The 25,316-nt window shown below is 73.7% G+C and carries 25 protein-coding genes; 10 read left to right on the forward strand and 15 right to left on the reverse strand.

The window, feature by feature from the left end; genetic code table 11:
- Window positions 1-32 precede the first annotated feature (32 nt).
- From H5V45_RS09845 to H5V45_RS09855, 3 genes are all read right to left on the reverse strand, one after another.
- On the reverse strand, window positions 33-1,511 hold the full coding sequence (locus H5V45_RS09845; RefSeq protein WP_185252764.1) for a DUF7059 domain-containing protein: 1,479 nt from the start codon (window positions 1,509-1,511) through the stop codon (window positions 33-35).
- Between the two features lie 97 nt (window positions 1,512-1,608).
- Window positions 1,609-4,017, reverse strand: coding sequence for a sodium-translocating pyrophosphatase (locus tag H5V45_RS09850; RefSeq protein WP_185252765.1), 2,409 nt, complete (start codon window positions 4,015-4,017; stop codon window positions 1,609-1,611).
- A gap of 222 nt (window positions 4,018-4,239) precedes the next feature.
- On the reverse strand, window positions 4,240-4,578 hold the full coding sequence (locus H5V45_RS09855) for an anti-sigma factor antagonist (protein ID WP_185252766.1): 339 nt from the start codon (window positions 4,576-4,578) through the stop codon (window positions 4,240-4,242).
- A 171-nt stretch (window positions 4,579-4,749) separates the two neighbouring features.
- Here H5V45_RS09855 and H5V45_RS09860 point away from each other — a divergent pair, with 171 nt between their 5' ends.
- Together H5V45_RS09860 and H5V45_RS09865 are read left to right on the forward strand one after the other, a co-directional pair.
- Window positions 4,750-7,092, forward strand: a complete 2,343-nt coding sequence (locus H5V45_RS09860) for a DEAD/DEAH box helicase (protein ID WP_185252767.1) — start codon at window positions 4,750-4,752, stop codon at window positions 7,090-7,092.
- Between the two features lie 9 nt (window positions 7,093-7,101).
- Window positions 7,102-7,422, forward strand: a complete 321-nt coding sequence (locus H5V45_RS09865) for a LapA family protein (RefSeq protein ID WP_185252768.1) — start codon at window positions 7,102-7,104, stop codon at window positions 7,420-7,422.
- A 24-nt stretch (window positions 7,423-7,446) separates the two neighbouring features.
- On the opposite strand, the gene H5V45_RS09870 is transcribed toward H5V45_RS09865, so the two are convergent.
- From H5V45_RS09870 to ssd, 7 genes are all read right to left on the reverse strand, one after another.
- Entirely contained in the window at window positions 7,447-7,791 is a 345-nt protein-coding gene (locus H5V45_RS09870) for an Rv3654c family TadE-like protein (RefSeq protein WP_185252769.1), read from the reverse strand.
- The gene (locus H5V45_RS09875; RefSeq protein WP_343061495.1) at window positions 7,788-8,147 is read right to left on the reverse strand and encodes a TadE family type IV pilus minor pilin; all 360 of its coding nucleotides are present in this window, start codon (window positions 8,145-8,147) and stop codon (window positions 7,788-7,790) included. The genes H5V45_RS09870 and H5V45_RS09875 overlap by 4 nt, the downstream gene beginning before the upstream one ends.
- Window positions 8,144-8,332: a DUF4244 domain-containing protein gene (locus tag H5V45_RS09880; protein WP_185252770.1), complete on the reverse strand. Its 189-nt coding sequence runs from the start codon at window positions 8,330-8,332 to the stop codon at window positions 8,144-8,146. Before H5V45_RS09880 ends, H5V45_RS09875 begins: the two co-directional genes overlap by 4 nt.
- Window positions 8,333-8,480: 148 nt before the next feature.
- Window positions 8,481-9,218 carry a type II secretion system F family protein gene (locus H5V45_RS09885; RefSeq protein WP_185252771.1) on the reverse strand — a complete coding sequence of 246 codons (738 nt, stop codon included), beginning with the start codon at window positions 9,216-9,218 and terminating at the stop codon, window positions 8,481-8,483.
- Window positions 9,215-9,985 carry a type II secretion system F family protein gene (locus tag H5V45_RS22640; protein WP_185252772.1) on the reverse strand — a complete coding sequence of 257 codons (771 nt, stop codon included), beginning with the start codon at window positions 9,983-9,985 and terminating at the stop codon, window positions 9,215-9,217. Before H5V45_RS22640 ends, H5V45_RS09885 begins: the two co-directional genes overlap by 4 nt.
- Entirely contained in the window at window positions 9,982-11,145 is a 1,164-nt protein-coding gene (locus tag H5V45_RS09895; RefSeq protein WP_185252773.1) for a TadA family conjugal transfer-associated ATPase, read from the reverse strand. The genes H5V45_RS22640 and H5V45_RS09895 overlap by 4 nt, the downstream gene beginning before the upstream one ends.
- The gene (ssd, locus tag H5V45_RS09900) at window positions 11,142-12,188 is read right to left on the reverse strand and encodes a septum site-determining protein Ssd (protein WP_185252774.1); all 1,047 of its coding nucleotides are present in this window, start codon (window positions 12,186-12,188) and stop codon (window positions 11,142-11,144) included. The genes H5V45_RS09895 and ssd overlap by 4 nt, the downstream gene beginning before the upstream one ends.
- Window positions 12,189-12,340: 152 nt before the next feature.
- Between ssd and H5V45_RS09905 the strand changes: the two genes are divergently transcribed.
- Complete coding sequence (locus H5V45_RS09905; protein ID WP_185252775.1) at window positions 12,341-13,138, forward strand: HAD family hydrolase; 798 nt, start codon at window positions 12,341-12,343, stop codon at window positions 13,136-13,138.
- Window positions 13,139-13,414: 276 nt separating this feature from the next.
- Here H5V45_RS09905 and H5V45_RS09910 read toward each other — a convergent pair whose 3' ends face one another.
- On the reverse strand, window positions 13,415-14,143 hold the full coding sequence (locus H5V45_RS09910) for a Fic family protein (protein WP_185252776.1): 729 nt from the start codon (window positions 14,141-14,143) through the stop codon (window positions 13,415-13,417).
- 61 nt (window positions 14,144-14,204) lie between these two features.
- Between H5V45_RS09910 and H5V45_RS09915 the strand changes: the two genes are divergently transcribed.
- From H5V45_RS09915 to H5V45_RS09940, 6 genes are all read left to right on the forward strand, one after another.
- On the forward strand, window positions 14,205-15,107 hold the full coding sequence (locus tag H5V45_RS09915) for a class I SAM-dependent methyltransferase (protein ID WP_185252777.1): 903 nt from the start codon (window positions 14,205-14,207) through the stop codon (window positions 15,105-15,107).
- Between the two features lie 87 nt (window positions 15,108-15,194).
- Window positions 15,195-15,566 carry a DUF485 domain-containing protein gene (locus H5V45_RS09920; RefSeq protein ID WP_185252778.1) on the forward strand — a complete coding sequence of 124 codons (372 nt, stop codon included), beginning with the start codon at window positions 15,195-15,197 and terminating at the stop codon, window positions 15,564-15,566.
- A gap of 1 nt (window position 15,567) precedes the next feature.
- Window positions 15,568-17,196 (forward strand): sodium:solute symporter family transporter, encoded by a 1,629-nt coding sequence (locus tag H5V45_RS09925; protein WP_185252779.1) that lies wholly within the window; start codon window positions 15,568-15,570, stop codon window positions 17,194-17,196.
- Between the two features lie 162 nt (window positions 17,197-17,358).
- Window positions 17,359-19,338 carry an acetate--CoA ligase gene (gene acs / locus H5V45_RS09930; protein ID WP_185252780.1) on the forward strand — a complete coding sequence of 660 codons (1,980 nt, stop codon included), beginning with the start codon at window positions 17,359-17,361 and terminating at the stop codon, window positions 19,336-19,338.
- Window positions 19,339-19,428: 90 nt separating this feature from the next.
- On the forward strand, window positions 19,429-20,742 hold the full coding sequence (gene nhaA, locus H5V45_RS09935; RefSeq protein ID WP_185252781.1) for a Na+/H+ antiporter NhaA: 1,314 nt from the start codon (window positions 19,429-19,431) through the stop codon (window positions 20,740-20,742).
- 65 nt (window positions 20,743-20,807) lie between these two features.
- Entirely contained in the window at window positions 20,808-21,212 is a 405-nt protein-coding gene (locus H5V45_RS09940) for a phage holin family protein (protein ID WP_185252782.1), read from the forward strand.
- A gap of 22 nt (window positions 21,213-21,234) precedes the next feature.
- Here H5V45_RS09940 and H5V45_RS09945 read toward each other — a convergent pair whose 3' ends face one another.
- From H5V45_RS09945 to nth, 4 genes are read right to left on the reverse strand one after another with little or no spacing between them, the layout of a single operon-like run.
- Window positions 21,235-22,410 carry a MarP family serine protease gene (locus tag H5V45_RS09945; RefSeq protein ID WP_185252783.1) on the reverse strand — a complete coding sequence of 392 codons (1,176 nt, stop codon included), beginning with the start codon at window positions 22,408-22,410 and terminating at the stop codon, window positions 21,235-21,237.
- The gene (locus H5V45_RS09950; RefSeq protein WP_343061496.1) at window positions 22,407-23,129 is read right to left on the reverse strand and encodes an NUDIX hydrolase; all 723 of its coding nucleotides are present in this window, start codon (window positions 23,127-23,129) and stop codon (window positions 22,407-22,409) included. The genes H5V45_RS09945 and H5V45_RS09950 overlap by 4 nt, the downstream gene beginning before the upstream one ends.
- Window positions 23,126-23,743, reverse strand: coding sequence for a redoxin domain-containing protein (locus tag H5V45_RS09955; protein ID WP_185252784.1), 618 nt, complete (start codon window positions 23,741-23,743; stop codon window positions 23,126-23,128). The genes H5V45_RS09950 and H5V45_RS09955 overlap by 4 nt, the downstream gene beginning before the upstream one ends.
- The gene (nth, locus tag H5V45_RS09960; protein WP_343061497.1) at window positions 23,740-24,444 is read right to left on the reverse strand and encodes an endonuclease III; all 705 of its coding nucleotides are present in this window, start codon (window positions 24,442-24,444) and stop codon (window positions 23,740-23,742) included. The genes H5V45_RS09955 and nth overlap by 4 nt, the downstream gene beginning before the upstream one ends.
- Window positions 24,445-24,596: 152 nt before the next feature.
- Between nth and H5V45_RS09965 the strand changes: the two genes are divergently transcribed.
- Window positions 24,597-25,274 carry a cyclic nucleotide-binding domain-containing protein gene (locus tag H5V45_RS09965; protein ID WP_185252786.1) on the forward strand — a complete coding sequence of 226 codons (678 nt, stop codon included), beginning with the start codon at window positions 24,597-24,599 and terminating at the stop codon, window positions 25,272-25,274.
- Window positions 25,275-25,316: the final 42 nt, after the last annotated feature.

The following is a 25,316-nucleotide window of genomic DNA, read 5'->3' on the forward strand; positions in this document are numbered from 1 at the left end:
CGGGAGGGGTCCGGCGCGCCGTCCCGGCTGACCTAGACGTCGTGAGCCTCCAGGAAGCCCTCGACCACCAGCTCCGCCACGACGGGGAGGTACGTCGCCCGGGTCTGCGCCGCGTCGAGGTCCAGCAGCTGGGCCAGCGCGTCGAGGATCTGCCCGACGCTCAGCTCCCCGTCGCAGGCCCCGACCAGGGCGGCCTCGACCGTGTCGGCCCGACGTGCCCGGCGCAGGCCGCGCTGCTGGCGCAGGACCACGGTGTCCGGGTCCTCGGCGCCGGGCTGGCCCACGGTCTCCTGCTGCACGTCCGACCGAACGACGAGGCGGGAGTCCTCGCGCACCTCCACGCCCACCGCGTCACCCCAGGCGTGGATCGCCGGCGCGATCGGCTGCTCGACGTCGTACGGCCACTCGAGGAAGTCGCGGGTGCGGGCGCCCGGCTGGTCGGCGGTCGCGGTCCGGCGCAGGTTGATCCACCCGAAGCCGACCGCCTCGATGCCCTGGTCCTCGAACCACGACAGCCAGGTGTCGTAGCGGACCAGGTAGTCCGGGGCCCCGTGCAGGCCCGCGTCCTTGAGCCAGAGCTCGACGTACGCCGCCGGGTCGATCAGCTCGCGCTGGACGACGAACGCGTCGCAGTCGTCGGCGACCCAGCCGAGCAGCCGCTCGTCCCACGGCCGGTCCCGCGTGATCACCCAGTTGGCCAGCACCTGGCACCAGCCGCCCTCGGTGAGGTGGTCGGGGGCCGCCCGCACGATGTCCTCGACGACCCGGTCGCCGGGCAGGCCCGAGTCGCGGTAGACCAGCCGCTCCCCCGTCGCCGGCGAGATGACGAACGGCGGGTTGGTGGCGATCAGGTCGAACCGCTCGCCACGGACCGGCTCGAAGAAGGAGCCCTCGCGCACGTCGATCGGCGCCGGCGCGTCGTTCAGCACGGCGTTGAAGCGGGTCAGCCGCAGGGCGCGCGTGTTCACGTCGGTCGCGACGACCTCGCGGCTGTGCGTGGCCAGGTGCAGGGCCTGCACCCCGCACCCGGTCCCGAGGTCGAGCGAGCGGCCCACCGGCTCCCGCATCGTCAGCTGCGCCAGCGACGACGAGGCCGAGCTGATGCCGAGCACGTGGTCGGTGCCGACCCGGTTCGGACGGCCGTCCAGGCCCGGGGTCAGGTCGCTGACGACCCACAGGTCGTCCTCGCCGGTGGCGTAGGGGCGGACGTCGAGCCGCGCCGCGACCTCGCCGACGGTCTGCTCGACGAGCCCCTCCGCGGCCATCCGGTCCAGCAGCCCGGGCAGGGCCGCCTCCGCGGCCGTGGCCGCCACCGGGGTCTGCAGCAGGAACAGCCGCACCAGGGTCTCGAGGGGCGAGCCGCCGGCCGTACGGCGCAGCCCCGGCACCGTCTCGTTGCGGGCCAGCGCGTCGTGCGCGAGCGGTCCGAGCACCTCGGCCACCGCGTCGTAGGTGAAGCCGGCCTGCTGGAGCGCGGCCCGCAGCCGCGTGGGGAGCTCGCTCGTGGTCACCCCGCAACGGTAGGGCCCCCGGGCGAGGACCCCGCAACGACACCGGCCCGCCCGGTCTCCGGGGAGACGCGGACGGGCCGGTGCGGCAGCCGGGCGACTAGTGCGTCGGCGGCGGGAACTGCTGCGTCGGCGCCGGGTCGTGCCCGGTCGTCGGCGGGGCGTCGTACGTCGGCGCCTGGGTGGGGGCCTGCTGCGTCGGCGTCCCCGCTGCCGGCGGCGCGGGCGGAGTGCCCGCGTCGTCGCCCAGCGAGACCTCGCGCTGCTTGGAGATGTAGACCGCGCCGGCGATGATCGCGACCGCGACCAGCGCGATCAGGACCCGCAGGCCGTCGTGCTGGTCGTCCCCGACGCTCATGGAGACGACCGCGCTCGCGATGAGCAGCGAGACGAGGTTCATCACCTTGATGAGCGGGTTGATGGCCGGGCCGGCGGTGTCCTTGAACGGGTCGCCGACCGTGTCGCCGATGATCGTGGCCTCGTGGGCCAGCGAGCCCTTGCCGCCGTGGTTGCCGTCCTCGACGAGCTTCTTGGCGTTGTCCCACGCACCACCGGAGTTGGCCAGGAAGACGGCCATCAGGGTGCCGGTGCCGATGGCGCCGGCGAGGAAGCCCGCGAGCGCCGTGGCGCCGAGGCCGAAGCCGACGGCGATCGGCGCGAGCACCGCCAGGATGCCCGGCGTGACGAGCTCGCGCAGGGAGTCCTTGGTGACGATGTCGACGACCTTGCCGTACTCCGGGCGACCGGTGCCCTCCATGATCCCGGGGATCTCGCGGAACTGGCGGCGCACCTCGTAGACGACCGCGCCCGCCGCCCGGGCGACGGCGTTGATCGCCAGGCCCGAGAAGAGGAAGACGACCGCCGCACCGAGGAGCACGCCGACCAGGACGGCCGGGTTGAAGACGCTGAAGTCGAGCAGGTTCGCCTCTTCGAGGCTGGGGTTGGCGTCGACCAGCGACTCGGCGACCGAGGTCGCGTAGGACCCGAAGAGCGCCGTCGCGGCGAGCACGGCCGTCGCGATCGCGATGCCCTTGGTGATGGCCTTGGTCGTGTTGCCGACCGCGTCCAGCTCGGTGAGGATCTGGGCGCCCTCGGGGCTGACGTCGCCCGACATCTCGGCGATGCCCTGCGCGTTGTCCGAGACCGGGCCGAAGGTGTCCATCGCGACGATGACGCCGACGGTGGTGAGCAGGCCGGTGCCGGCCAGCGCGACCGCGAACAGCGAGACCGTCAGCGCGGCCCCGCCGAGGAGGTAGGCGCCGAACACGGCCGCCCCGATGACCAGCGTCGTGTAGACCGCGGACTCGAAGCCGACCGACAGACCCGACAGGATGACGGTGGCCGCGCCGGTGAGCGAGGTCTTGCCGACGTCCTTGACGGGGCGGTACTCCGTGCCGGTGTAGTAGCCGGTCAGGGCCAGGATGCCTGCCGACATCACGATGCCGATGACCACCGCGGCCGCGGCGATGAAGCGAGGGTCGCCGTCCGCGCCCGCGAGCTCCGGGGCGATGTTCGTGAACTCCGCGAAGCTGCCGGGCAGGTAGACGTAGGACAGGATCACGCTGGCCAGGGCGGCGATGCCGGAGGACAGGTAGAAGGACCGGTTGATCGTGGTCAGGCCGTTCTCGCCGACCTTGGGCTTGGTGAGGTAGACGCCGGCGACGGCCGTGAGGGCGCCGATGGCCGGGATCAGCAGCGGGAAGATCAGGCCCTTGTCGCCGAAAGCCTGGGAGCCCAGGATCAGCGCGGCGACCAGCGTGACGGCGTACGACTCGAAGAGGTCGGCGGCCATGCCGGCGCAGTCACCGACGTTGTCGCCCACGTTGTCCGCGATCGTGGCCGCGTTGCGCGGGTCGTCCTCGGGGATGTTCTGCTCGACCTTGCCGACCAGGTCCGCGCCGACGTCGGCGGCCTTGGTGAAGATGCCACCGCCGACCCGCATGAACATGGCGAGCAGGGCGGCGCCGAAGCCGAAGCCCTCCAGCACGTTGGGGGCCTTGTCCTGGAAGATCAGGACGACGAGGCTCGCGCCGAGCAGCCCGAGGCCCACCGTCAGCATGCCGACCATGGCGCCGGTGCGCAGGCCGATCGTCATCGCGGGCTCGCGCCCGGTGGTGTTGGCGGCGGCCGCGACGCGCAGGTTGGCGCGCACGGCGAGGTTCATGCCGAGGTAGCCGACGGTCGCGGAGAAGCCGGCGCCGACGATGAAGAAGACCGACCGGAAGATCCGGACCGCCGCGTCATCGGCAGGGAGTGCGAGCAACGCGAAGAACGCGATCGCCGCGAAGATCGCCAGCGTCCGGAACTGTCGCGTCAGGTAGGCGTTGGCGCCCTCCTGCACCGCTTGCGCGATGTTCTTCATGTTGTCGGTGCCCTCACCGGCGGCGAGAACCTCCTGCCGGAACATCGCAGCCATCGCGAGCGCGCCGAGCGCGATCAGGGCGACGACGATGACCAGCACGAGGTTGCCTCCGGAGACGTCCACGACAGCGGGATAGAACCCCGTCATGTGTTTCCTCCTGGAAGTGTGATTCAGGTCTCACGGACGGTCGGGAGTCTACGCACGGGGATGCCTGAAATAGCACGGAGGTGTGACGCGGGCCACACGGCGCGTCGCGGCGGCCACGGGTCGGGCGCGCGGCATCGACGGGCGACCACGAGGGGTGCCCGGGCGTGTCGGGAACGGCCCCCGGTGGGGCCGGTCAGGAGGGGGGAGCGGGGCTGCCGGTGGTCAGGAGCCCGCGAGCGCGGCGTCGGCCGACTCGTGGATGACGAACACCTTGGCCAGGCCGGTGATCCGGAAGATCTTCAGCAGCCGGTCCTGGTTGCAGACGAGCTGCAGCGAGCCCTCGTGGGCGCGGACCTTCTTCAGGCCGCCCACCAGCACGCCGAGGCCGGTGGAGTCGAGGAACTCGACGGCCTCCATGTCGATGACGAGGTCGTAGACACCCGCCGCGACCAGCTCGGTGATCTTGTCGCGGAGCTTGGGCGCGGTGTAGACGTCGATCTCGCCCCCGACGGCAACGATGGTCTTCCCATCGGCGTCGCGCGTAGCAAGCGTCAGATCCACGTGTTTCTCCCCTGAAGGCACAGATTTTCCCGGTGCCGATGTCTCGCGGCACACAAGCCCCGAAACTCGGCCAGCAATATGAAACCACGCGCGCCCCTCCGGCGCACAAAGAAGTAAAGACCTTGTTGAGGTGTCGCGCACGCTGTCGGCGCTATTTGGGACACTTCCATCATGGCACTCACGGTCGGACGGCGCCCCCTGCCCGTGGGTGATCTGGTCGACCGGCTCTCGTCGGTCCCCGGTCGCGAGGGCCGTCTGACCCACCTCGAGGTGCGGCCGCCCCGCTCCGCGGTCACCGCCGCGTGGCCCGCCTGGGCCGCCCCGGAGGTGGTCGCGGCGTTCGAGGCCCGCGGAGTGGTCCAGCCCTGGCGGCACCAGGTCGACGCCGCCGACGCCGCCCACGCCGGCCGGCACGTCGTGCTGGCGACCGGCACCGCGTCCGGCAAGTCACTTGCCTACCAGCTCCCGGCGCTGTCGCACGTCCGGGCGTGTCGCGGCGCGCGGGGCCAGCGCGGGGCCACGGTGCTCTACCTCGCCCCCACCAAGGCGCTCGCCCAGGACCAGCTCGCCGGGCTCACGGGCCTCGGCCTGGACGTGCGCGTCACGACCCACGACGGCGACAGCAGCCGCGACCAGCGCGACTGGGCGCGCGACCACGCCGAGTACGTCCTCACCAACCCCGACATGCTGCACCGCTCCCTGCTGCCCGGCCACGCCCGCTGGGCGGCGTTCCTGGGCTCGCTGTCCTACGTCGTCGTGGACGAGTGCCACCACTACCGCGGGGTCTTCGGTGCCCACGTCTCGCACGTCCTGCGGCGGCTGCGGCGGATCTGCGCGGCGTACGGCGCGCACCCGACGTTCGTGCTCGCGTCCGCCACCGTGGCCGAGCCGGAGGTCGCCGCGCACCGTCTCACCGGGCTCGACGTCGAGGCGATCACCGCCGACGCCTCCCCTCGCGGCCAGGTCACCCTCGCGCTGTGGGAGCCCCCCTTCACGTCGTACGCCGGCGAGAACGGCGCCCCGGTCCGGCGCGCGGCCTCCTCGGAGACCGCCGACCTGCTGGCCGACCTGGTGGCGGAGGACGTCCGCACCCTTGCCTTCGTGCGCTCGCGCCGCGGGGCCGAGCAGGTGGCGATGACGGCGGCCGAGCTGCTCGCCGAGGTCGACCCGTCCCTGCCGGGGCGGGTCGCGTCGTACCGCGGCGGCTACCTCCCCGAGGAGCGGCGCGCCATCGAGGAGGCGCTGCGCCGGGGCGACCTCACCGGTCTCGCCGCCACCAACGCCCTCGAGCTCGGCATCGACATCAGCGGTCTCGACGCGGTCCTGATGGCCGGCTTCCCCGGCACGCGCGCGGCCCTGTGGCAGCAGCTCGGCCGGGCCGGCCGGGGCGCCCAGGACGCGCTCGGCATCCTCGTGGCCCGCGACGACCCGCTGGACACCTACCTCGTGCACCACCCCGAGGCCCTGCTCGGGCGACCCGTCGAGGCGACCGTCTTCGACCCGACCAACCCCTACGTCCTCGGCCCGCACCTGTGCGCCGCGGCGCACGAGATCCCGCTCACCGAGGCGGACCTCGAGCTGTTCGGCCCCACCACCGCCCCGGTGCTCGACCAGCTGACGGCGGGTGGACTGCTGCGGCGTCGGGCGCGTGGCTGGTTCTGGACCGACCGCCGCCGCGCCAGCGACCTGGCCGACATCCGGTCCACGGGCGGGTCGCCGGTGCAGCTCGTCGAGGCGGGGACCGGCCGCGTGATCGGCACGGTCGACGCGTCCAGCTCGCACGGCACCGCGCACGCCGGTGCGGTCTACGTGCACCGCGGGGAGACCTGGCTGGTGCGCTCGCTCGACCTCGAGGAGCACGTCGCCGTCATCGAGCGCACCGAGGTGGACTACTCCACCTCGGCGCGGGAGATCACCGACATCACCGTCGTGGCCGAGCGCGAGCACCGCGACTGGGGCAGCTGCCGGCTGTCCTTCGGCGACGTCGACGTCTCGCACCAGGTGGTGTCGTTCCTGCGGCGCCGCCAGCCGGGCGGCGACGTGCTGGGTGAGGAGCCGCTGGACCTCCCGGAGCGCGCCCTGCGCACCAGCGCCGTGTGGTGGACGGTCCCCGAGCACGTGCTCGCGGAGAGCGGCCTGCTGCCGGCCGACCTGCCCGGAGCCGCGCACGCCGCCGAGCACTGCTCGATCGGCCTGCTCCCGCTCTTCGCGACCTGCGACCGCTGGGACATCGGCGGCGTGTCCACGGCGATGCACCCGGACACCGGCACCCTGACGGTCTTCGTGCACGACGGCCACCCCGGCGGCGCCGGGTTCGCCGAGCGCGGCTTCCACGCCGCGCGGGCCTGGCTGGGCGCCACGCGTGACGCGATCGTCGCCTGCACCTGCCTCGAGGGCTGCCCCTCGTGCATCCAGTCACCCAAGTGCGGCAACCAGAACAACCCGCTCGACAAGGCCGGCGCCGCCCGGCTGCTCGACGTGCTGCTCGCGGGGGCCCCGGCGGCCGAGCGGTAGCCTGCCGTCATGTTGATCCTCGGCCTCCTCCTGATCGCCGCCGGCGTCGTGGCGATCCTCGCGGCCGTGGCCACGGCCAGCGGCACCGTCGAGCTCCTCGGCACCGACCTCAACGCGCTCACGATCTTCCTCGTCGGCGTCGGCGCCGGCGTGGCGATCCTGTGGGGCTTCTCGATCTCGAAGTACGGCACCAAGCGCTCCCTCCAGCACCGCCGCGAGAGCAAGCGGCTCAACGAGCTGTCCCAGAAGCTGGACCGCGTCGAGGCCGAGCGTCGTGACGACCCCGCCACCGACCTCGACCGACCGCGCGAGGACCGCCCCGGCCACTGAGGCGGCCTTCCCCCTCCGGCGCCCTCAGGCCGGGCCGGCGCGGGCCTCCGCGTCGAGGTCGGCGAGCTGGCCCAGCCAGTGCGGTCCCTCGACCCGGGCCCGGACCTCGACGACCGCCCCCTCGACCCGGCAGGCCACGAGCCGGGCGCCGTTGGCCGCGGCGATGCCGGCGCCCCTGGCGCACGGGTCCGCCCCCGAGCGCACCGCCGCGGCGACCGCGAGCGCGCTGAGATCGGCCGCCGCCTGGGCGGAGCGGTGTGCCCGGACCATCGCCGCGACCACCCCGAGGGCGGCCCCCACGAGCAGCAGCACGGCCAGGCCGACCAGCACGACCGGCGTCGCGGAGCCGCGCTCGTCGCGGCGCCTCACGGCTCGACCGCCGCGACGGCGTCCGCGTGCACCTCGACGGCCGGGAGGAAGCCGAACAGCCCACCGGGGCCGTCGACCTGTCCGCTCGCGCGGGCCGTCACCGTGTCCCCCGAGGTCGCGACCGTGATCCGGCTGCCCGGCGGCGCGACCGTGAGCCCCCGCGCCACGGCGGCGGCCTCGTCCTCGCCCCGGGCCGCCGCCCGGGCCGTCTCGCGGGCGGCGTCCACCGTGCGCACCTGGGCGGCGCCGACCGACAGCAGCCAGACCAGCCCGATCGTCACCGCGACGAGCAGCGGGACGGCCATCGCGAGCTCGGCGGTCGCGGCGCCCCGCTCGTCACCCCGACCGGACGTCACCCGACCCCCAGCAGCCCGAGCACGTGGTCGAAGAGGGTGCGCAGCAGGTGGTCGCCGAGCCCCCCGGTGAGCAGCTTGTAGAGCAGCCCGGCCAGGCCCGCGCCGGCCGCGGTGCCGACGGCGTACTCGGCCGTGGTGATGCCGGCCTCGGGGTGGCGGCGCGACGGGCGGGTGGGAAGCGACATGGCGGTCCTCCTGGTCCTCGGCCGCCCGGTGCGGCCGTCCCGACCGACCCTCGGGCAGCCGGCGTCGCGGCGCAGCCGCCCGCGTCCGGGCTGTGGAGAGGCGTGCCCGGGCCGTCGTCCGGGACGGTCGGTGGGCCGGCCCGGGACGTCACAGCGACAGCGTCGACAGCAGCCCGACGACGAGCGGCACGATGCCGACCAGCAGGAACGCGGGGAGCAGGCAGAGGCCGAGGGGCAGGGCGGCCTTCACGCCGACGGCGCGGGCGCGCTCCTCGACGTCGGCGCGCGCCTGCCGGGCGAGGTCGTCGGCCAGCCGCTCGACCGACGGGACCACCGAGGCGCCGCTGGCCTGCGCGCGGGCCAGGGTCCGACCCAGCGGTGCGAGCTCGGGGTCGTCGGCCAGGGACTCCCAGACCCGCACGGGCTCCAGGCCCAGGGCCAGGCGCGCCGAGACGCTCGCGAGACGGGACGCGGCCGGCCCCGGGAGCGCCGCGCACACGACGGTGACCGCCGCGTCCGGGGCGGCGCCGGCTCGCAGTGCCGCGGCCAGCAGGTCGACGACGTGCGGCAGGTCCCGGCGGACCTGCTCGCGTCGGCGCCGGACGGCAGGGGGTTCCGCCCGCCCGATCACCACCCAGGTCAGGACCGCGGCCACCAGGCCGACGGCGGGCGCCGCGCCTCCGCCGACGAACAGCGCGGCGCCGAGACCGGCGCACCCGCACCAGAGGAGGCGGAAGCGCAGCATCCAGCCGCGACCGGCGACGTCCGCGGATTCAGCGAGGGGCGCGGGCCGGCCCGCTCGGGCCACCACCGGGCACAGCAGGGCCGCCGCCAGCGCGGCCGCGACGACCGCGACGACCGCACCGGGCGGAGACGACCCCGTCACGCCGACCGGTCCACGTCGCGGGCGATCGCCTCGATCCAGGCGAGCCCGGCGAAGCCGAAGGCCAGACCCGCGGCCAGGCAGGCCAACCCGGCAGGCTGGCGCAGCAGGAAGCCCCACGGGTCGCCGCCGGCGCCGGAGCCCATCGCGAGCGCCACCAGGGGCAGCCCGGCCACGAGCCGGGCGGTGGCGCGCGCCGACGCGAGCTCGCCCTCGACGACGCGACGGCTCGCGGAGGCAGCGCGCAGCGCCTGGGCGACCCGGTCGACCGCCTCGGCGAGCCCCTGGCCCGTGCGGTGCGCCACCTGCCAGGCCGCGGCGACGACGCGGAGGTCCTGGGCACCGGGATCGTCGGCGAGCCGCCGCAGCGCCGTCGGGACGTCGGCACCGACGCGGAACGCCTCGGCCACCGGCGCCAGCGCCTCCCAGTCGCGCACGGCCCGGTCCAGCGCCGCGCCCGGCGGCCGGCCCGCCGTCAGCTCCGCGGCGAGCAGCTCGCACGTCGCCAGGACGTGGCCGGACACCACCAGGGCGGCGCGCCGGCGGGCCCGGCCCCGCCACAGGGCCGCAGCCGCCACGGCCGCCCCCGCCCCGATCAGCACCAGCAGGGCCACGGAGGACGCGAGCCGCAGCAGGAGCAGCCCCGCGACGGACGCAGCCACCAGCAGGGTGGCGCGCCCGGGGCCACCCCGCCGGTCGACACCCCGAGGCCGCACGGGGACCAGCAGCGCGGCCGCCAGCGCCGCGCAGGTGATCGCGACGACGGTCACGACCCGAGCCGCGCGGCGAGGGCCTCGGCCGCGGGGCCGACGGTCGTGCTCCCGTCCGCGTGGAGGTCGAGGGCGGACGCCATCACCACCAGCCCGGTCTCCTCGCGGACGGGCACCGCCACCTGCGCCAGACGGCGTACGCCGTCGGGCCCGCGCGCCAGGTGGAGCACCACGTCGACGGCGGAGGCGAGCTGGGAGTGCGCCGCCGCCCGGCCGAGGCCGGCCGCCAGGGCGAGGGCCTCGATCCGCGCCGGCACGTCGAGCGCGGAGTTGGCGTGGAGCGTGCCGCACCCGCCCTCGTGCCCGGTGTTGAGCGCCGCGAGCAGCTCGACCACCTCCCCGCCGCGGACCTCGCCGACGACCAGCCGGTCCGGGCGCATCCGGAGCGCCTGGCGCACCAGGGTCCGCAGGTCGACCGCACCGGCGCCCTCGATGTTGGCCGGCCGGCTCTCCAGGCCCACCACGTGAGGATGCTCCGGTCGCAGCTCCCCGGCGTCCTCGACGAGCACGATCCGCTCCCCGGGCGCCACCAGCGAGAGGAGGGCGGCGAGCAGCGTGGTCTTGCCGGTCCCGGTCCCACCGGTGACCAGGAAGGCCAGCCGGTGCTCGACGACGGCTCGCAGCAGCCGGGCGCCGTCCGCGCTCAGGGAGCCCGCCTCCCGGAGCTCGTCCAGGGTGAAGACGCGCGGGTGCGGCACCCGCAGCGAGACCAGCGTCCCGGGCCGGGCGAGCGGGGCGAGCACGGCGTGCAGGCGGGTGCCGTCGGCCAGCCGGACGTCGACGTGCGGGGTCGCGTCGTCGAGACGGCGGCCGCCGAGGCTCGCGAGCCGCTGCGCCAGCCGGCGCACGGCCTCGTCGTCGGGGAAGCGCACCGGGGTGAGCTCGAGCCCGGCGCCGCGGTCGAGGTAGACGTGGTCCGGCCCGTTCACGAGCACGTCGGTCACGCCGGGGGTGCGGAGCAGGGGCTCGAGCGGGCCAGCGCCCACGACGTCGCGGCGGAGCGCCTCGTAGACCGCCAGCACGGCGGCGTCGCCGACCGGCCGCCCGCTGGTCCTCAGGGCCACCGCGACGCGGTGCGGGGTCAGCTCGCCGGGTTCGCGGGCCAGCCGGTCGCGGACCGCGTCCAGGTCCCGGGCGTCGACCGCGGCGCCGGTGCTCACGCGGCGGCGCCCATCACCCGCACCGTCGTGAGGAGGTCGCCGGCCGCGCGGCCCAGCGGCCCGCGGCGCGAGCGGACCGGCCCGAGACCCAGGTCGATCGCCTCGGCGAGGCCGCGCTGGTCGGCCATCCCGGCGACGACAGGCACCCCGGTGGCCCGGGCGATCTCGGCCGGCGCGAGACCGTGGCCCCGCACCACCAGGCGCAGCCGGGTGGGGTCGGCGAGCCGGCCGCACAGCCGGCCCGCCGAGGCGACGCCGGCCACCGTCGGCGCCACGACCACGAGCACCCGGTCGCAGCGCGAGACGACCTCGTCGATCACCGGGTCGGCGGCGCGCGGCAGGTCGACCACGACCACGTCGTGGCCGCGCTGGGCCGCCGACAGCGCCTCGCGCACCGCGAAGGCCTGCAGCGAGGAGGGATGCCCCGCGTGCCAGGTGAGGACACCGAGGTCACCGCGCCGCGGGAGCGCCTCGCGCAGGGCGCGGGAGCTGAGCCGGCCGGTGGTCTGGCACAGGGCGTCCCACCGAGCACCGTCGCGGGACTCCAGCCCCAGCACCCGGTCGATCCCCGGTCCGAGCGGGTCGGTGTCGAGCACGACGGCCGGGCCCGAGCGGGCAGCCACCTGACCGAGCGCGCAGGCCAGGGTCGTGGCCCCGGCACCTCCCGAGCCCCCGACCACCCCGACCACGAGGCCCCGAGTCCGCCCGGTGTCGCCGAGGTCCGTGAGCGTCTCGACCAGCCACCCCTCCGAGTGCGGCAGCGAGGTGACGTCCTCGGCACCGACGGCGACCGCCACCCGGAAGAGGTCGTCCCGCGCCGGCCCCCACGACACGACGTGCACCCCCGGCCTCCGCACCGGGCCGGTGCGCGCGGTCTCCGCCGCCAGGTCGGCCCCGAGGAGCACCAGCGGAGCGGCCGTCCAGGAGCGCAGCGCCGCCCCGGTGTCGTGGGCGACGTCGGGCGTGATCCCGGCGGCTGCCGCCAGCCGGAGCAGCTCGTCGAGGAGGGCGTCGTCGCGGGTGACGATGAGGGGTGCGGTCATGGTGGTGAGGGTGCCCGGGCCCGGCGACGGCCCAACCCTGCGCGCTCGGCGCCTGTGGAGGAGGGTGGCCGGAGCCCGCAGGTGGGACGGCTGGTGGCCCGCCCGGGGCGGGCGTCCCCGCGGACGGCGTACGACCCACCTACGATGACCGCATGGCGCCTCGCCCGACCGCGGCCTTCTTCGACCTCGACAAGACGATCATCGCCAAGTCGAGCACGATGGCCTTCAGCAAGCCCTTCCAGGCCGGGGGGCTGATCTCGCGGCGCGCGGTCCTGCGCTCGACGTACGCCCAGTTCGTCTACGTCGTCGGCGGCGCCGACCACGACCAGATGGAGAAGATGCGGCAGTTCATGTCGGCGCTGTGCGCCGGCTGGGACGTCGCGACCGTCCGCGAGATCGTCGCCGAGACGCTGCACCACGTCGTCGACCCGCTGGTCTACGACGAGGCGGTCTCGCTGATCGAGGAGCACCACCTCGCCGGCCGCGACGTCGTCATCGTCTCGACGTCCGGCACCGAGGTCGTCGGACCCATCGGCGAGATGCTCGGCGCCGACCGCGTGGTCGCGACCCGGATGGAGATCGCGGACGGCCGCTACACCGGCGACATCGAGTACTACGCGTACGCCGAGGAGAAGGCCCGCGCGATCCGCGAGCTGGCCGAGGAGGTCGGCTACGACCTCGACCGCAGCTACGCCTACAGCGACTCGATCACCGACTCCTTCATGCTTGAGGCCGTCGGCCACCCGCACGCCGTCAACCCCGACAAGGACCTGCGCCGGCTGGCCGCTTCGAAGGGGTGGCCGGTCCTGGTCTTCACCAAGCCCGTGGCCCTGCAGAGCCGGATGGCCCTGCCGCCGCGGCAGACCCTCGCGGTGATCGCGGTCGGCGGCGTCGTGGCCGTCGGCAGCGTGCTGTGGGCCGGTGCGCGCAAGCGCCGGCTCGGCGCCTGATCCGTCTCGTCCACCGGCCAAAAGTCAACCCTTGCAGGTGGCGGCCAGGGGGCGTAGAACGGAGGACAGAACGACAGATACAGCACGTGATCGTGGTACCCACGCGGCGATCTACCCTTCCAGAAGGGCGCGAGCCTCCGGGATGCTCCCGGGGCAGCAGTTAGACAGTGCACGCCTGGTAGCCACCTGTGTCACGTGTCAGCGGCGGCATCCGAACCCTCACCGGCCCGGGTGCCGCTCGCATGTGGCGCCCGACCGTCCCGGGCACCCGCCCGACTAGTCCGCCGCGCGGCGCAGCGGGCTCGCCTCGGCGCCCGCGGCGTAGGCCTCCGCGGCGTACAGCAGCCACGCGTGCACGCCCGCCGAGCCGCCGTCGCGGTAGCCCCGCAGGTTGGACTCGTACGCCGCGCGCAGGGCCAGGTGACCGGCCTCCGGCACGACCAGCGACTTCTCGTCCACCCCGCGCGCCACCAGCACGAGGCGCTCGGCCGCCCGGGCGACCAGGCCGTTGTGCGACGCGAACGGCTCGGTCGTGGCCAGGTCCGCGTGCACGACGGCGGCGACGAGCAGCGCCGGGGCGGCGGTCGGCGCGGTCAGCAGGTCCGCGAGCGTGCGGAGGCGTTCCGAGGACACCGCGTCGCGCGGGCGGCCGAGCCGCTCGTCGGGCAGCGACCCGGTCGCGGCCAGCGCGTGGATCCGCGCGAACGCCTGCAGCGGCGAGCGTCCCAGCGCCGGCGCGAGGGACAGCAGCTCGGTCGAGACACGGACCGCCGCGGCGGACGTCTCGTCGCCGGTGCCCTCCCGCACCTCGGCCAGCGAGGAGGTCGAGCCCTCGAGCGCGGCGCTCGCGTGCGCACCGCGGAGCAGGGACTCGGCCGTGGTCTCGGGAGAGGTACGGCGCAGCCCGCGGTCCCGGAGCATCACGTCGATCCCGTCCCGGGCCGCGGCGTACGCCGAGGGCACGCCCTCGAGGGAGCTCAGCCAGGCCAGCGGATCGGTGCTCATGGGGCAGAACGCTAGTGCGCGGTGGGGATCGGGCCCCCACCGAGCCGGTAGCCTGCGGGTGATGAGTGACGAGAATCCCGCCTGGGCGAGCTCCTTCGGCTCGGTCGCCGACGCCTACGACCGCGGGCGGCCCTCCTACCCCCGCGAGGCCGCCGCCTGGCTGGTCGGCCCGGACCCCGTGACCGTCCTCGAGCTCGGCTGCGGCACCGGCAAGCTCACCGAGCAGCTCGTCGCCCTCGGCCACGACGTGCACGCCACGGACCCCGACGCCGCGATGCTGGCGGTGCTCGCCAAGCGGCTCCCCGACGTCCGCAGCACGCAGGCGTCCGCCGAGGAGATCCCGATGGCGGACGGCTCGGTCGACGTCGTGGTCTGCGCGCAGGCCTTCCACTGGTTCGACCTCGACCGCGCCCTGCCCGAGATCGCCCGGGTCCTCAAGCCCGGTGGCCGGCTCGCGCTGGTGTGGAACTGGCGCGACGAGCGCATCCCGTGGGTGCGCCGCCTCGGCAGGCTGATCGGCACCCAGGACCAGAGCCCCGAGCCGCAGGAGCCGCTCGTCACCTCCTCGCTCTTCGGCTTCGTGGAGTCCGAGCTGTTCCGCTTCTGGCAGCTGATCGACCGGTCCTCGATCCAGGATCTCGTGCTCTCCCGCTCGAACGTCGCCGTCCTCGACGCCGAGGGCCGGGCCGCCAAGCTGGCCGAGGTCGTCGCGTTCTACGACGACTTCGGGCGCGGCATGGACGGCATGCAGCTGCCCTACGAGGCCCGCTGCTTCCGCGCCGTCGTGGTGGACAGGCCCCGCACCGTCGGGGCGGACGAGCCCGACGAGCCGGCCGGCCCGGGGACCCCCGGTGACGGCGACGGCGGCGAGGAGACCCAGCCGCTGAACCGCTCGGACCTGCGGGACGGGCGCGACGTGTCGGACGGCACCGACACGGACATGCTGCTCATCGACTTCCGCTGAGGGGTGGACGACGGGGGTCGCCCTGCGGGCAACCTGCCATTAACGTGACGGCCATCACACGTCGTACCTCTCTCGGAAGGCACCACGATGGCTGCACCCCCGCCCGCCCACGACCACGCCTCGCGGCACGACCCGGTCTACGACCGGCTCGCCGCGGAGCCCGACTTCCTCGAGCTCCGCAAGCGCTACCGGGGCTTCGTGTTCCCCGCCACCGTCGCCTTCCTGGCGTGGTACCTGCTGTACGTCGTCATGTCGAACTGGGCGACGGGCTTCATGGACACCAAGGTCGTCGGCAACGTCAACGTGGCCCTGGTCTTCGGCCTGCTGCAGTTCGCCACGACGTTCCTGCTCGCCTGGCTCTACAGCCGCTTCTCCGCGGCACGGCTCGACCCGCTGGCCCGCACCCTCAACGAGGAGTACGACGCCACCGCGGCCGACGACGAAGGCCGGAGGCACTGACGTGGAAGGCCACCAGCTCCTCACCACCGTGCTGTTCCTCTCGGTCGTCGCCCTGACGGTCGCGATCACCTTCTGGGCGAGCCGCCAGACGTCCGGCACCGCCGACTTCTACGCCGGCGGACGCTCCTTCTCCCCCGTGCAGAACGGCCTGGCGATCGGCGGCGACTACATGTCCGCCGCGTCCTTCCTCGGGATCTCCGGCGCGATCGCGCTGAGCGGCTACGACGGCTTCCTCTACTCCATCGGCTTCCTGGTCGCCTGGCTGGTCGCGCTGCTGCTCGTCGCCGAGATGCTGCGCAACTCCGGCCGCTACACGATGGCCGACCAGCTGGCGTTCCGGATGAAGCGGCGCCCGGTCCGGATGGCCGCGGCCTCCTCGACCGTCGTCGTGTCGATCTTCTACCTGCTCGCGCAGATGGTCGGCGCGGGCACCCTGGTCGCCCTGCTGCTCGACGTGGACAGCCAGGCGGTCAAGAACCTCACGATCTTCGCCGTCGGCATCCTGATGATCTTCTACGTCACCGTCGGCGGGATGAAGGGCACGACCTGGGTCCAGATCGTCAAGGCGGTGCTCCTGATGATCGGCTCGGCGCTGATCGTCGTCCTGGTCCTGGCGCACTTCCACTTCAACCTGTCCGAGCTGCTCGGCGCCGCGGCGTCCAACTCCGGCAAGGGCCAGGCGTTCCTCGAGCCGGGCCTGAAGTACGGCCTCACCACGACCAGCAAGATCGACTTCCTCTCGCTCGGCATCGCGCTGGTCCTCGGCACCGCCGGCCTCCCGCACATCCTGATCCGCTTCTACACCGTGCCGACCTCCCGGGACGCGCGGAAGTCGGTGCTGTGGGCGATCGGCCTGATCGGCGTCTTCTACCTCTTCACGCTGGTCCTCGGCTTCGGCGCCGCGGCGATGCTCAAGGGCGACCAGGCCGCCGAGGTGGCGACCAGCAAGGGCAACCTCGCCTCGCCGCTGCTCGCCGAGGCCGTCGGCGGCGGTGCCGGCTCGACGGGCGGCGCCGTGCTCCTGGCGATCATCGCGGCGGTCGCCTTCGCGACCATCCTCGCGGTGGTGGCCGGGCTGACGCTGACGTCGTCGGCGTCCGTGGCCCACGACATCTACAACAACGTCATCAAGAAGGGCCAGGCGACCGAGGCCGAGGAGATCAAGGTGACGCGGTACGCCGCCCTCACCATCGGCCTGATCGCGATCCTGCTCGCGATCCCGGCGCAGAACCTCAACATCGCGTTCCTCGTGGCCCTGGCCTTCGCGGTCGCGGCGTCGGCGAACCTGCCCGCGATCGTCTACAACATGTTCTGGCGGCGCTTCAACACCCGTGGCGCGACCTGGAGCATCTACGGCGGCCTCGCGTCGTCGCTGGTGCTGGTCTTCTTCTCGCCGGTGATGTCCGGCAAGGGCGAGATCGACGGGGTCAACCAGAGCCTGCTGCCGACGAGCATCGACATCTCGTGGTTCCCGCTCGAGAACCCGGGCATCGTGTCGATCCCGCTCGGCTTCCTCTTCGGCTACCTCGGCACGATCAGCCGGCGCGAGCCGGAGGCGGAGGACCGCTACACCGAGCTCGAGGTCCGTGCGCTGACCGGCGCCGGGTCCGAGCAGGCGGTCGTGCACTGACCCACGGCGTACGGCGGGACCCGGCTGCCCCACCCCACCCCACAGCGGGGCAACCGGGTCCCAACCCCGTCGGGGGGAGGCTGGACGCCGTCCGGCCGGCACGTCCTAAGGTGACGAGAGCCACCACCGAGACACCCAGTACGACCGAGTTCGGGAGAGACCGTGAGCGAAGAGACCCTGTCCAACCTGAGTCGCGAGGACCGCACGTTCGAGCCCCCGGCCGAGCTCGCCGAGCACGCCAACGTCACGGCGGAGGCCTACGAGCGCGCCGCGTCCGACCGCGAGGCCTTCTGGGCCGAGGCGGCCGAGCGGCTGGACTGGGAGCAGACCTGGGACCGCGTCCTGGACTGGGACGACCCGCCGTTCGCCAAGTGGTTCGTGGGCGGGCGGCTCAACGCGGCGTACAACTGCGTCGACCGCCACGTCGAGGCCGGCCAGGGCGACAAGGTCGCCTTCCACTGGGTCGGCGAGCCCGCCGACGACACCCGGACGCTGACCTACCAGCAGCTCCAGGACGAGGTCTGCAAGGCCGCGAACGCCCTGACCGAGCTGGGTGTGAAGGCCGGCGACCGGGTCGCGATCTACCTCCCCATGCTCCCCGAGACGGTCGTGGCGATGCTCGCCTGCGCGCGCCTCGGTGCGCCGCACACCGTCGTCTTCGGCGGCTTCTCCTCCGACGCGCTCGCCTCGCGGCTCACCGACTGCGAGGCCAAGGTCGTCATCACCTCCGACGGCGGCTACCGCCGCGGGTCGGCCTCGCCGCTGAAGCCCGCCGTCGACGAGGCGCGGGCCAAGGCGGCCGGCGAGGGCTTCGAGGTCGAGCACGTGCTCGTCGTCCGCCGCACCGGCCAGGAGGTCGACTGGGACGACGCCGTGGACGTCTGGTGGCACGAGGCCGTCGACAACGCCTCGAGCGAGCACACCTGCGAGTTCTTCGACAGCGAGCACCCGCTGTACGTCATGTACACCTCCGGCACGACCGGCAAGCCCAAGGGCATCCTGCACACCACCGGCGGCTACCTCACGGGCACGTCGTACACCCACCACGCGATCTTCGACCACAAGCCGGAGACCGACGTCTACTGGTGCACCGCCGACGTCGGCTGGGTCACCGGCCACTCCTACATGGTCTACGGGCCGCTCGCCAACGGCGCCACCCAGGTGATGTACGAAGGCACCCCCGACACCCCGCACAAGGGGCGCTGGTGGGAGATCATCCAGGAGTACGGCGTCACGATCTTCTACACCGCACCCACCGCGATCCGGACCTTCATGAAGCAGGGCCGCGAGATCCCCGACGGCTTCGACCTGTCGTCGATCCGGCTGCTCGGCTCGGTCGGTGAGTCGATCAACCCCGAGGCCTACATGTGGTACCGCGAGGTCATCGGCGGCGACCGCTGCCCCATCGTCGACACCTGGTGGCAGACCGAGACCGGCCAGATCCTGATCTCCCCGCTGCCGGGCGTGACCGCCGGCAAGCCCGGCTCCGCGATGACCGCGATGCCCGGCATCGAGGCCGACGTGGTCGACGAGGCCGGCGAGTCCGTGCCCGACGGCTCCGGCGGCTACCTCGTCGTGAAGTCCCCGTGGCCGGCGATGCTCCGCACCATCTGGGGCGACGACGAGCGCTTCAAGGAGACCTACTGGTCCCGCTTCGCCAAGCAGGGCTACTACTTCGCCGGCGACGGCGCCAAGAAGGACGACGACGGCGACATCTGGCTGCTCGGCCGCGTCGACGACGTCATGAACGTCTCCGGCCACCGGCTCTCCACCACGGAGATCGAGTCGGCGCTCGTGTCGCACCCGAAGGTCGCGGAGGCCGCGGTCGTCGGGGCCGCCGACGAGACGACCGGCCAGGCCGTCTGCGCGTTCGTGATCCTGCGCGACTCCGCGGGCGACGGCGGCGAGGACATCGTCGAGGAGCTCCGCAAGCACGTGCAGAAGGAGATCGGCGCGATCGCCAAGCCGCGCCAGATCATGATCGTCCCCGAGCTCCCCAAGACCCGCTCGGGCAAGATCATGCGCCGCCTGCTCAAGGACGTCGCGGAGCACCGCGAGGTCGGCGACGTCACCACGCTGGCCGACTCCTCGGTGATGAACCTGATCTCCGACGGGCTCTCCTCCGAGAAGGCCGACGACTGACGCGGGCGCTCACCCGGTCGCTAGGGTGGGGCGCGGTGCGCCGGGAAGTCTGGTCGGCATGATGCCGACGACCCCGTAGCCAGGAGCACCGTGACCTCCCCCCAGCACCCCCGTGGACCCGCGCCCACGCCCCCCGAGCGCCCCCGCCTCTTCGCCCGCGGCTCGTTCCCCGAGGCCTCGCGCATCACCGGGATCCTGCGCGCCGAGACGACCGGCGGGCTGCTGCTGATCGCGGGCGCGGTCGCCGCGCTGGTGTGGGCGAACACCCCCTGGTCCGGGGCGTACGCCGACCTGCGCGACGCCACGGTCGGCCCCGCGTCCCTCCACCTCGACCTGTCCCTCGGCACCTGGGCGGCGGACGGCCTGCTCGCGATCTTCTTCTTCGTCGCCGGTCTGGAGCTCAAGCGCGAGTTCGTCGCCGGGGACCTGCGCGACCCGCGGCGGGCGGCGCTCCCGGTGGCCGCGGCCGTCGGCGGCATGGTCGTCCCGGCGCTGGTCTACGTCGCGGTCAACCTGGCCGGCGACGGCGCGCTGCGGGGCTGGGCGATCCCGACGGCGACCGACATCGCCTTCGCGGTCGCGGTGCTGGCCGTGATCAGCACCCACCTGCCGACCGGCCTGCGGACCTTCCTGCTGACGCTCGCGGTCGTCGACGACCTCCTCGCGATCACGATCATCGCGCTCTTCTACACCGACCAGCTCACCCCGGCGTACCTCCTGCTCGCACTGCTCCCCCTCGCCGGCTTCGCGGTGCTGGTGCAGCGCCGGGTCCGGTCGTTCTGGCTGCTGGTCCCGCTGGCGCTGCTGGCCTGGGGGCTCGTGCACGCGTCGGGGGTGCACGCGACGGTGGCGGGCGTGCTGCTCGGCTTCGCGGTGCCCGTACGACGGCGCGACGGTCGTGACGGTCCGGGACTCGCCGAGCACTTCGAGCACCTCGTGCGGCCGCTGTCGGCCGGCGTGGCGGTCCCGGTCTTCGCGTTCTTCGCCGCGGGCGTGACCGTCGGCGGGGCGTCCGGGCTGCGCGAGGCGCTCACCGACCCCGTGGCCGTCGGGATCGTCGCCGGGCTGGTGGTGGGCAAGACCGTCGGCATCGCCGGGTCCACCTGGCTGCTGGCGACCTTCACGCGCGCGGACCTCGACGACGAGCTGTCCTGGGTCGACGTGGTCGGGATGTCGATGCTCGCGGGGATCGGCTTCACGGTGTCGCTGCTCATCGGGGAGCTCGCCTTCGGCACGGGCAGCGCGCGCGACGAGCACGTGAAGGTGGGCGTCCTGGTCGGCTCGCTGGTCGCCACGCTGCTCGCGACCGCGGTGCTGCGGACCCGCAACCGCGTCTACCGACGGATCTGTGCCGAGGAGCGGCGTGACGACGACGGTGACGGGGTACCTGACGTGTACCAGTGAGCGCGACGGGGTTCGGTAAGGTCAGCACCGACGCGCCACCACCTGCAGCAGAAGGAACCCACCGCATGGCACACGAACCGGCCCACGACACCGATCCCACCATCGGCCGTCTGGTCACCGACGCCAGCCGTGACATCTCCACCCTGATCTCCAAGGAGATCCAGCTCGCGAAGTCCGAGCTGAAGGTCAGCGTCAAGGCGGGCGGGATCGGCATCGGCCTCTTCGCCGCCGCCGGCTTCCTCGCGGTGCTCGCCGTGATCATGCTGTCGGTCGCGATCGCCTACTTCATCAACTGGAACGGCCACGGCCTCTCGCTGCACTGGGCGTTCCTGATCGTCTTCGGCTTCTACCTGCTGCTCGCCGGCTTGCTCGTCTTCGTCGGCATCAAGAAGGTCAAGCAGGTCAAGGCGCCCGAGAAGGCGATCGGCCAGGGCAAGCAGATCCCCGCGGCCCTCAAGGGCAAGGCCTGACCGACTCGCCCGGCTGGACCTCTCAGCCTGCGCAGTCGCCCGTCGAGACCTCGGCGGTGTTGATCGTGCCGGCCGCGGCGCTCTTGGCGACCTGGTCGGCCGTCAGCGCGTAGCCCGTCTGCTGGTCGGTGACCGAGGCGGCGAAGACGACGCCCGTGACGTCGCCGGCCGAGGAGACGATCGGGCCGCCGGAGTTGCCGGGCCGCACCAGGCCGCGCAGCGAGAACACCTCGCGGATCACGGTGCCGTTGCCGTAGATGTTGGGTGAGCGGAGCCGCTGCTCGGAGCGGATCCGGCCGGGCTCCACGTCGTACGGCCCGTCCTGGGGGTAGCCCAGGATCGCGGCGTCGTCGCGCGGCGCCGCGCTGTCGTCGAAGTCGAGGTGGGGCGTGTCGCCGCTGTCGAAGCTGAGCACCGCGACGTCGATGTCGGGGTTGTAGTAGACGACCGTGGCCGGCACCGAGGAGTCGCCCGAGAAGATCTCGGGGTCCTTCACCCCGGCCACGACGTGCGCGTTGGTCATCAGCCGGTCGTCGGAGTAGACGAACCCGGAGCCCTCGACGCCCCGGCCGCAGGAGTTCGTGCCCCGCACCTTGAGCACGCTGGCCGCAGCGCGGACCACGTCGGGGTCCTTGAGCATCCGGCGGTTGCCGGGCTTGACCTCGACGATCCGCTCCGGGGCGAACGGCTCGAGGTAGCGCGGGAAGAAGCTGGTGCCGACGACGTTGTTGAAGGCCTGCAGGACGCTCCCGGCCGAGGCCGGCAGGGCCGTGTCGACCTTGCCCAGGACCGTGGAGCCCCGGACCAGCGGGGTGACGGACCCGATCCGGGTGCCGGAGATCGCGACGCCGAGCGCCCAGGCCACCAGCAGGACGGCGACGGCGGACAGCGCGGCGCCGCCGACCGCGTCGAGGGCGCGGATCGGCTGCCAGGTGATCTTGTCGCGGATCTTGGCGCCGAGGAACTGCAGCAGCGCCTGGCCCAGCGAGGCCGAGAGGATCACGATGAAGAGCGCGCCGAGCGAGACCACGAGCGACGGGGTCGCGTCGCCGAGCGCGATCGGCGCGAGCCAGACGCCGAACAGGCCGCCCAGCAGCAGCCCGGCGGTGGCGAAGGCGCCGGTCACGAAGCCCTGCCAGTAGCCCGAGAGGGCGTAGGCCAGGACCAGGACGACCAACAACCAGTCGAGCAGGTTCACCGGCGTTCCTCGAATCGGGTGTTGGTCGGGACGTCCCGGACGCAGGGCTCACCCTGCAGCATGTAGCCCGGCAGGTCACGCTGCGGCGCGTCGGGGACCTCCGAGGTCCAGCCCAGGAAGTCGAAGAGCCGCGAGATGATCCCGGCCGTGAAGCCCCAGAGGATCACGTCCTTGTCGTCGCCGATGAGGAAGCCGGGGCCGAGCCAGCCGCTGGGGTGGCGTACGGCGATCCGGTGGGCCGGGTCGACCAGCTCGCTGATCGGGACGCGGTAGACCGCGTGCACCTCGTCGGGGTCGACGACGTCCACCGGCGAGGGCTCGCGCCACCAGCCGAGGATCGGGGTGACCGCGAAGTTGCTCGGGGGCAGCCACAGCTCGGGCAGCTCGGCGAAGACCTCGACGCCCGCGGGGTCGAGCCCGGTCTCCTCCCAGGCCTCGCGCAGGGCGGCCTCGCGAGGGGTCTCCCCCTCGTCGATGGAGCCGCCGGGGAAGGACACCTGCCCCGGGTGCGAGCGCATGTGGTGGGCGCGCTCGGTGAGGAGCAGGTCGGGACCGTCGGGGCCCTCGCCGAAGAGCATCAGCACCGCGCCGTACCGGCCGTCGTGGTCGTCGGGCGGCATGAAGCGGGTCAGGTCGTGGACGGTGATGGACTGCGCGCCCTCCTCGACCGGCCGCAGCCAGTCGGGCAGGCCGCCCGGCCCACCGGCGGACGCGCTCACAGGTCGGTCCCGAGGGCGTCGTTCACGAGGTCCACGAGCTGCTGCTCGGAGGTGATCTCGACGAACTCGCGGTGCACCACCGTGCCGTCCGCGTCGACCACCGCGAGGAACGGCAGGCCCCCGATCCGGGGGATCGCGCCCTGACCGCTGAGCGAGTCGTCCGGGTCGGCCAGCAGCGGGTAGGTGACCCCGCTGGTCGCCGCCAGGTCGAGCGCCGCGCCCGGCTGCACGTCCTGCCAGTCCACGCCGAGCACGGACACCTCGTCGCCGTGGTCCTCGAAGAACTTCTGGTAGATCGGCAGCTCGCGCCGGCACGGCCCGCACCAGGACGCCCAGAGGTTCACGATCATCGGGCCGCGCAGCGTGGACAGGTCGACGTCGGCGCCGCCACCGAGGCAGGGCAGCGTGATCGCGGGCAGCCCGTCCGTGGCGGGCTCCGCCGAGCCGGCGGCGCAGTCGGGGATCCGGGTCTCGGCCTTGGCCGTCCGCAGGGCGGGGGTGTCGACGTCCACGCCCGACCCGCCGGCCTTCGGAGCGGCGTCCGGCGAGCAGCCGGACAGCACCAGCACGGCGGCGGCCAGCGCGGCCCCCACGGCGCCGGCGGTGCGCCTCACGCGCGCCCCTCGGTCCGCACCAGCTTGGCAGCGGCCTCCGGGTCCGTCGGGCCCTCGCCGTACGCCGGGCAGAGGCGTGCCAGCGGGCACGCCCCGCACGCCGGCTTCTGCGCGTGGCAGCGGCGCCGACCGTGCCAGATCAGGTGGTGGCTGAGCATGGTCCAGTCGCGCTTGGGGAAGAGCGCCCCCACGGCGTGCTCGACCTTGACCGGGTCGGTCTCCTCGGTCCAGCCGAAGCGGCGGGCCAGGCGACCGAAGTGGGTGTCGACGGTGATCCCGGGGACGTCGAAGGCGTTGCCCAGCACGACGTTCGCGGTCTTGCGGCCCACGCCGGGGAGCTTGACCAGGTCCGCCAGGCGTCCCGGGACCTCGCCGCCGTGGTCCTGGACGAGCGCCGCGCTCAGCTTCAGCAGCGACTCGGTCTTGGCCCGGAAGAAGCCCAGCGGCCCGACGATGCCCTCGAGCGCCTCGCGGTCGGCGGCCGCCATCGCGGCCGGCGTCGGGTAGGCCGCGAAGAGCGTCGGCCGCACCGCGTTGACCCGCTTGTCGGTCGTCTGCGCCGACAGGACGGTGACGACGAGGAGCTCGAAGGCGTTGTCGAAGTCGAGCTCGCAACGGGCGTCGGGGTAGGTTTCGGCCAGCACCCGGTCGATCTTGCGGGCGCGGCGGACGAGGCCGGTCCTGGTTTCGACGTGGGGCACGCAGGCCAGCCTACGGCGCCCCGCCGACGGACAACCGGGCCCGACTTCCCGCACGCGGTGGTTCCTGTGACCTATCCCACTGGTTAGGATCGGGCCACGCCCGTGTGGGGCGGCCTCGACCACGGGAGTGGTCGTCGATCTGAGGAGGACTCGTGGACAACGACGTACTGCGTCAGGCGCCGCTGTTCAGCGCTCTCGACGACGAGGCGGCCACCGCGCTGCGCTCGTCGATGTCCGAGAGCCGGCTGCGCCGCGGCGACGTGCTGTTCCACGAGGGAGACTCCGGCGACAAGCTGTACGTCGTCCTCGACGGCAAGGTGAAGCTCGGCCGCACCTCCTCCGACGGCCGCGAGAACCTCCTCGCCATCCTCGGCCCCGGCCAGATGTTCGGCGAGCTCTCGCTCTTCGACCCCGGCCCGCGCTCCGCGACCGTCACCGCGGTGACCGACGCCTCCTTCGCGTCGCTCTCCCACGAGGACCTGCTCCGCTGGCTCGAGGGGCGCCCGATGGTGGCCCGCGGCCTGCTCAGCCAGCTCGCCGGCCGGCTCCGCAAGGCCAACGACGTCGTGGCCGACCTGGTCTTCTCCGACGTGCCCGGCCGTGTGGCCAAGGCGCTGCTCGACCTCGCCGACCGCTTCGGCCGCACCGCCGACGACGGCGTGCACGTCCACCACGACCTCACGCAGGAGGAGCTCGCCCAGCTGGTCGGCGCCTCCCGCGAGACCGTCAACAAGGCGCTCGCCGACTTCGCCTCGCGCGGCTGGCTGCGCCTCGAGCCCCGCTCGGTCGTGATCATGGACGTCGAGCGCCTGGCGCGTCGCGCCCGCTGACCTCCGGGTCCTCCGAAAAGATTTCTGCACCCGGGTGACCCC

This window comes from Nocardioides luti, assembly GCF_014212315.1.
Taxonomy (GTDB): domain Bacteria; phylum Actinomycetota; class Actinomycetes; order Propionibacteriales; family Nocardioidaceae; genus Nocardioides; species Nocardioides luti.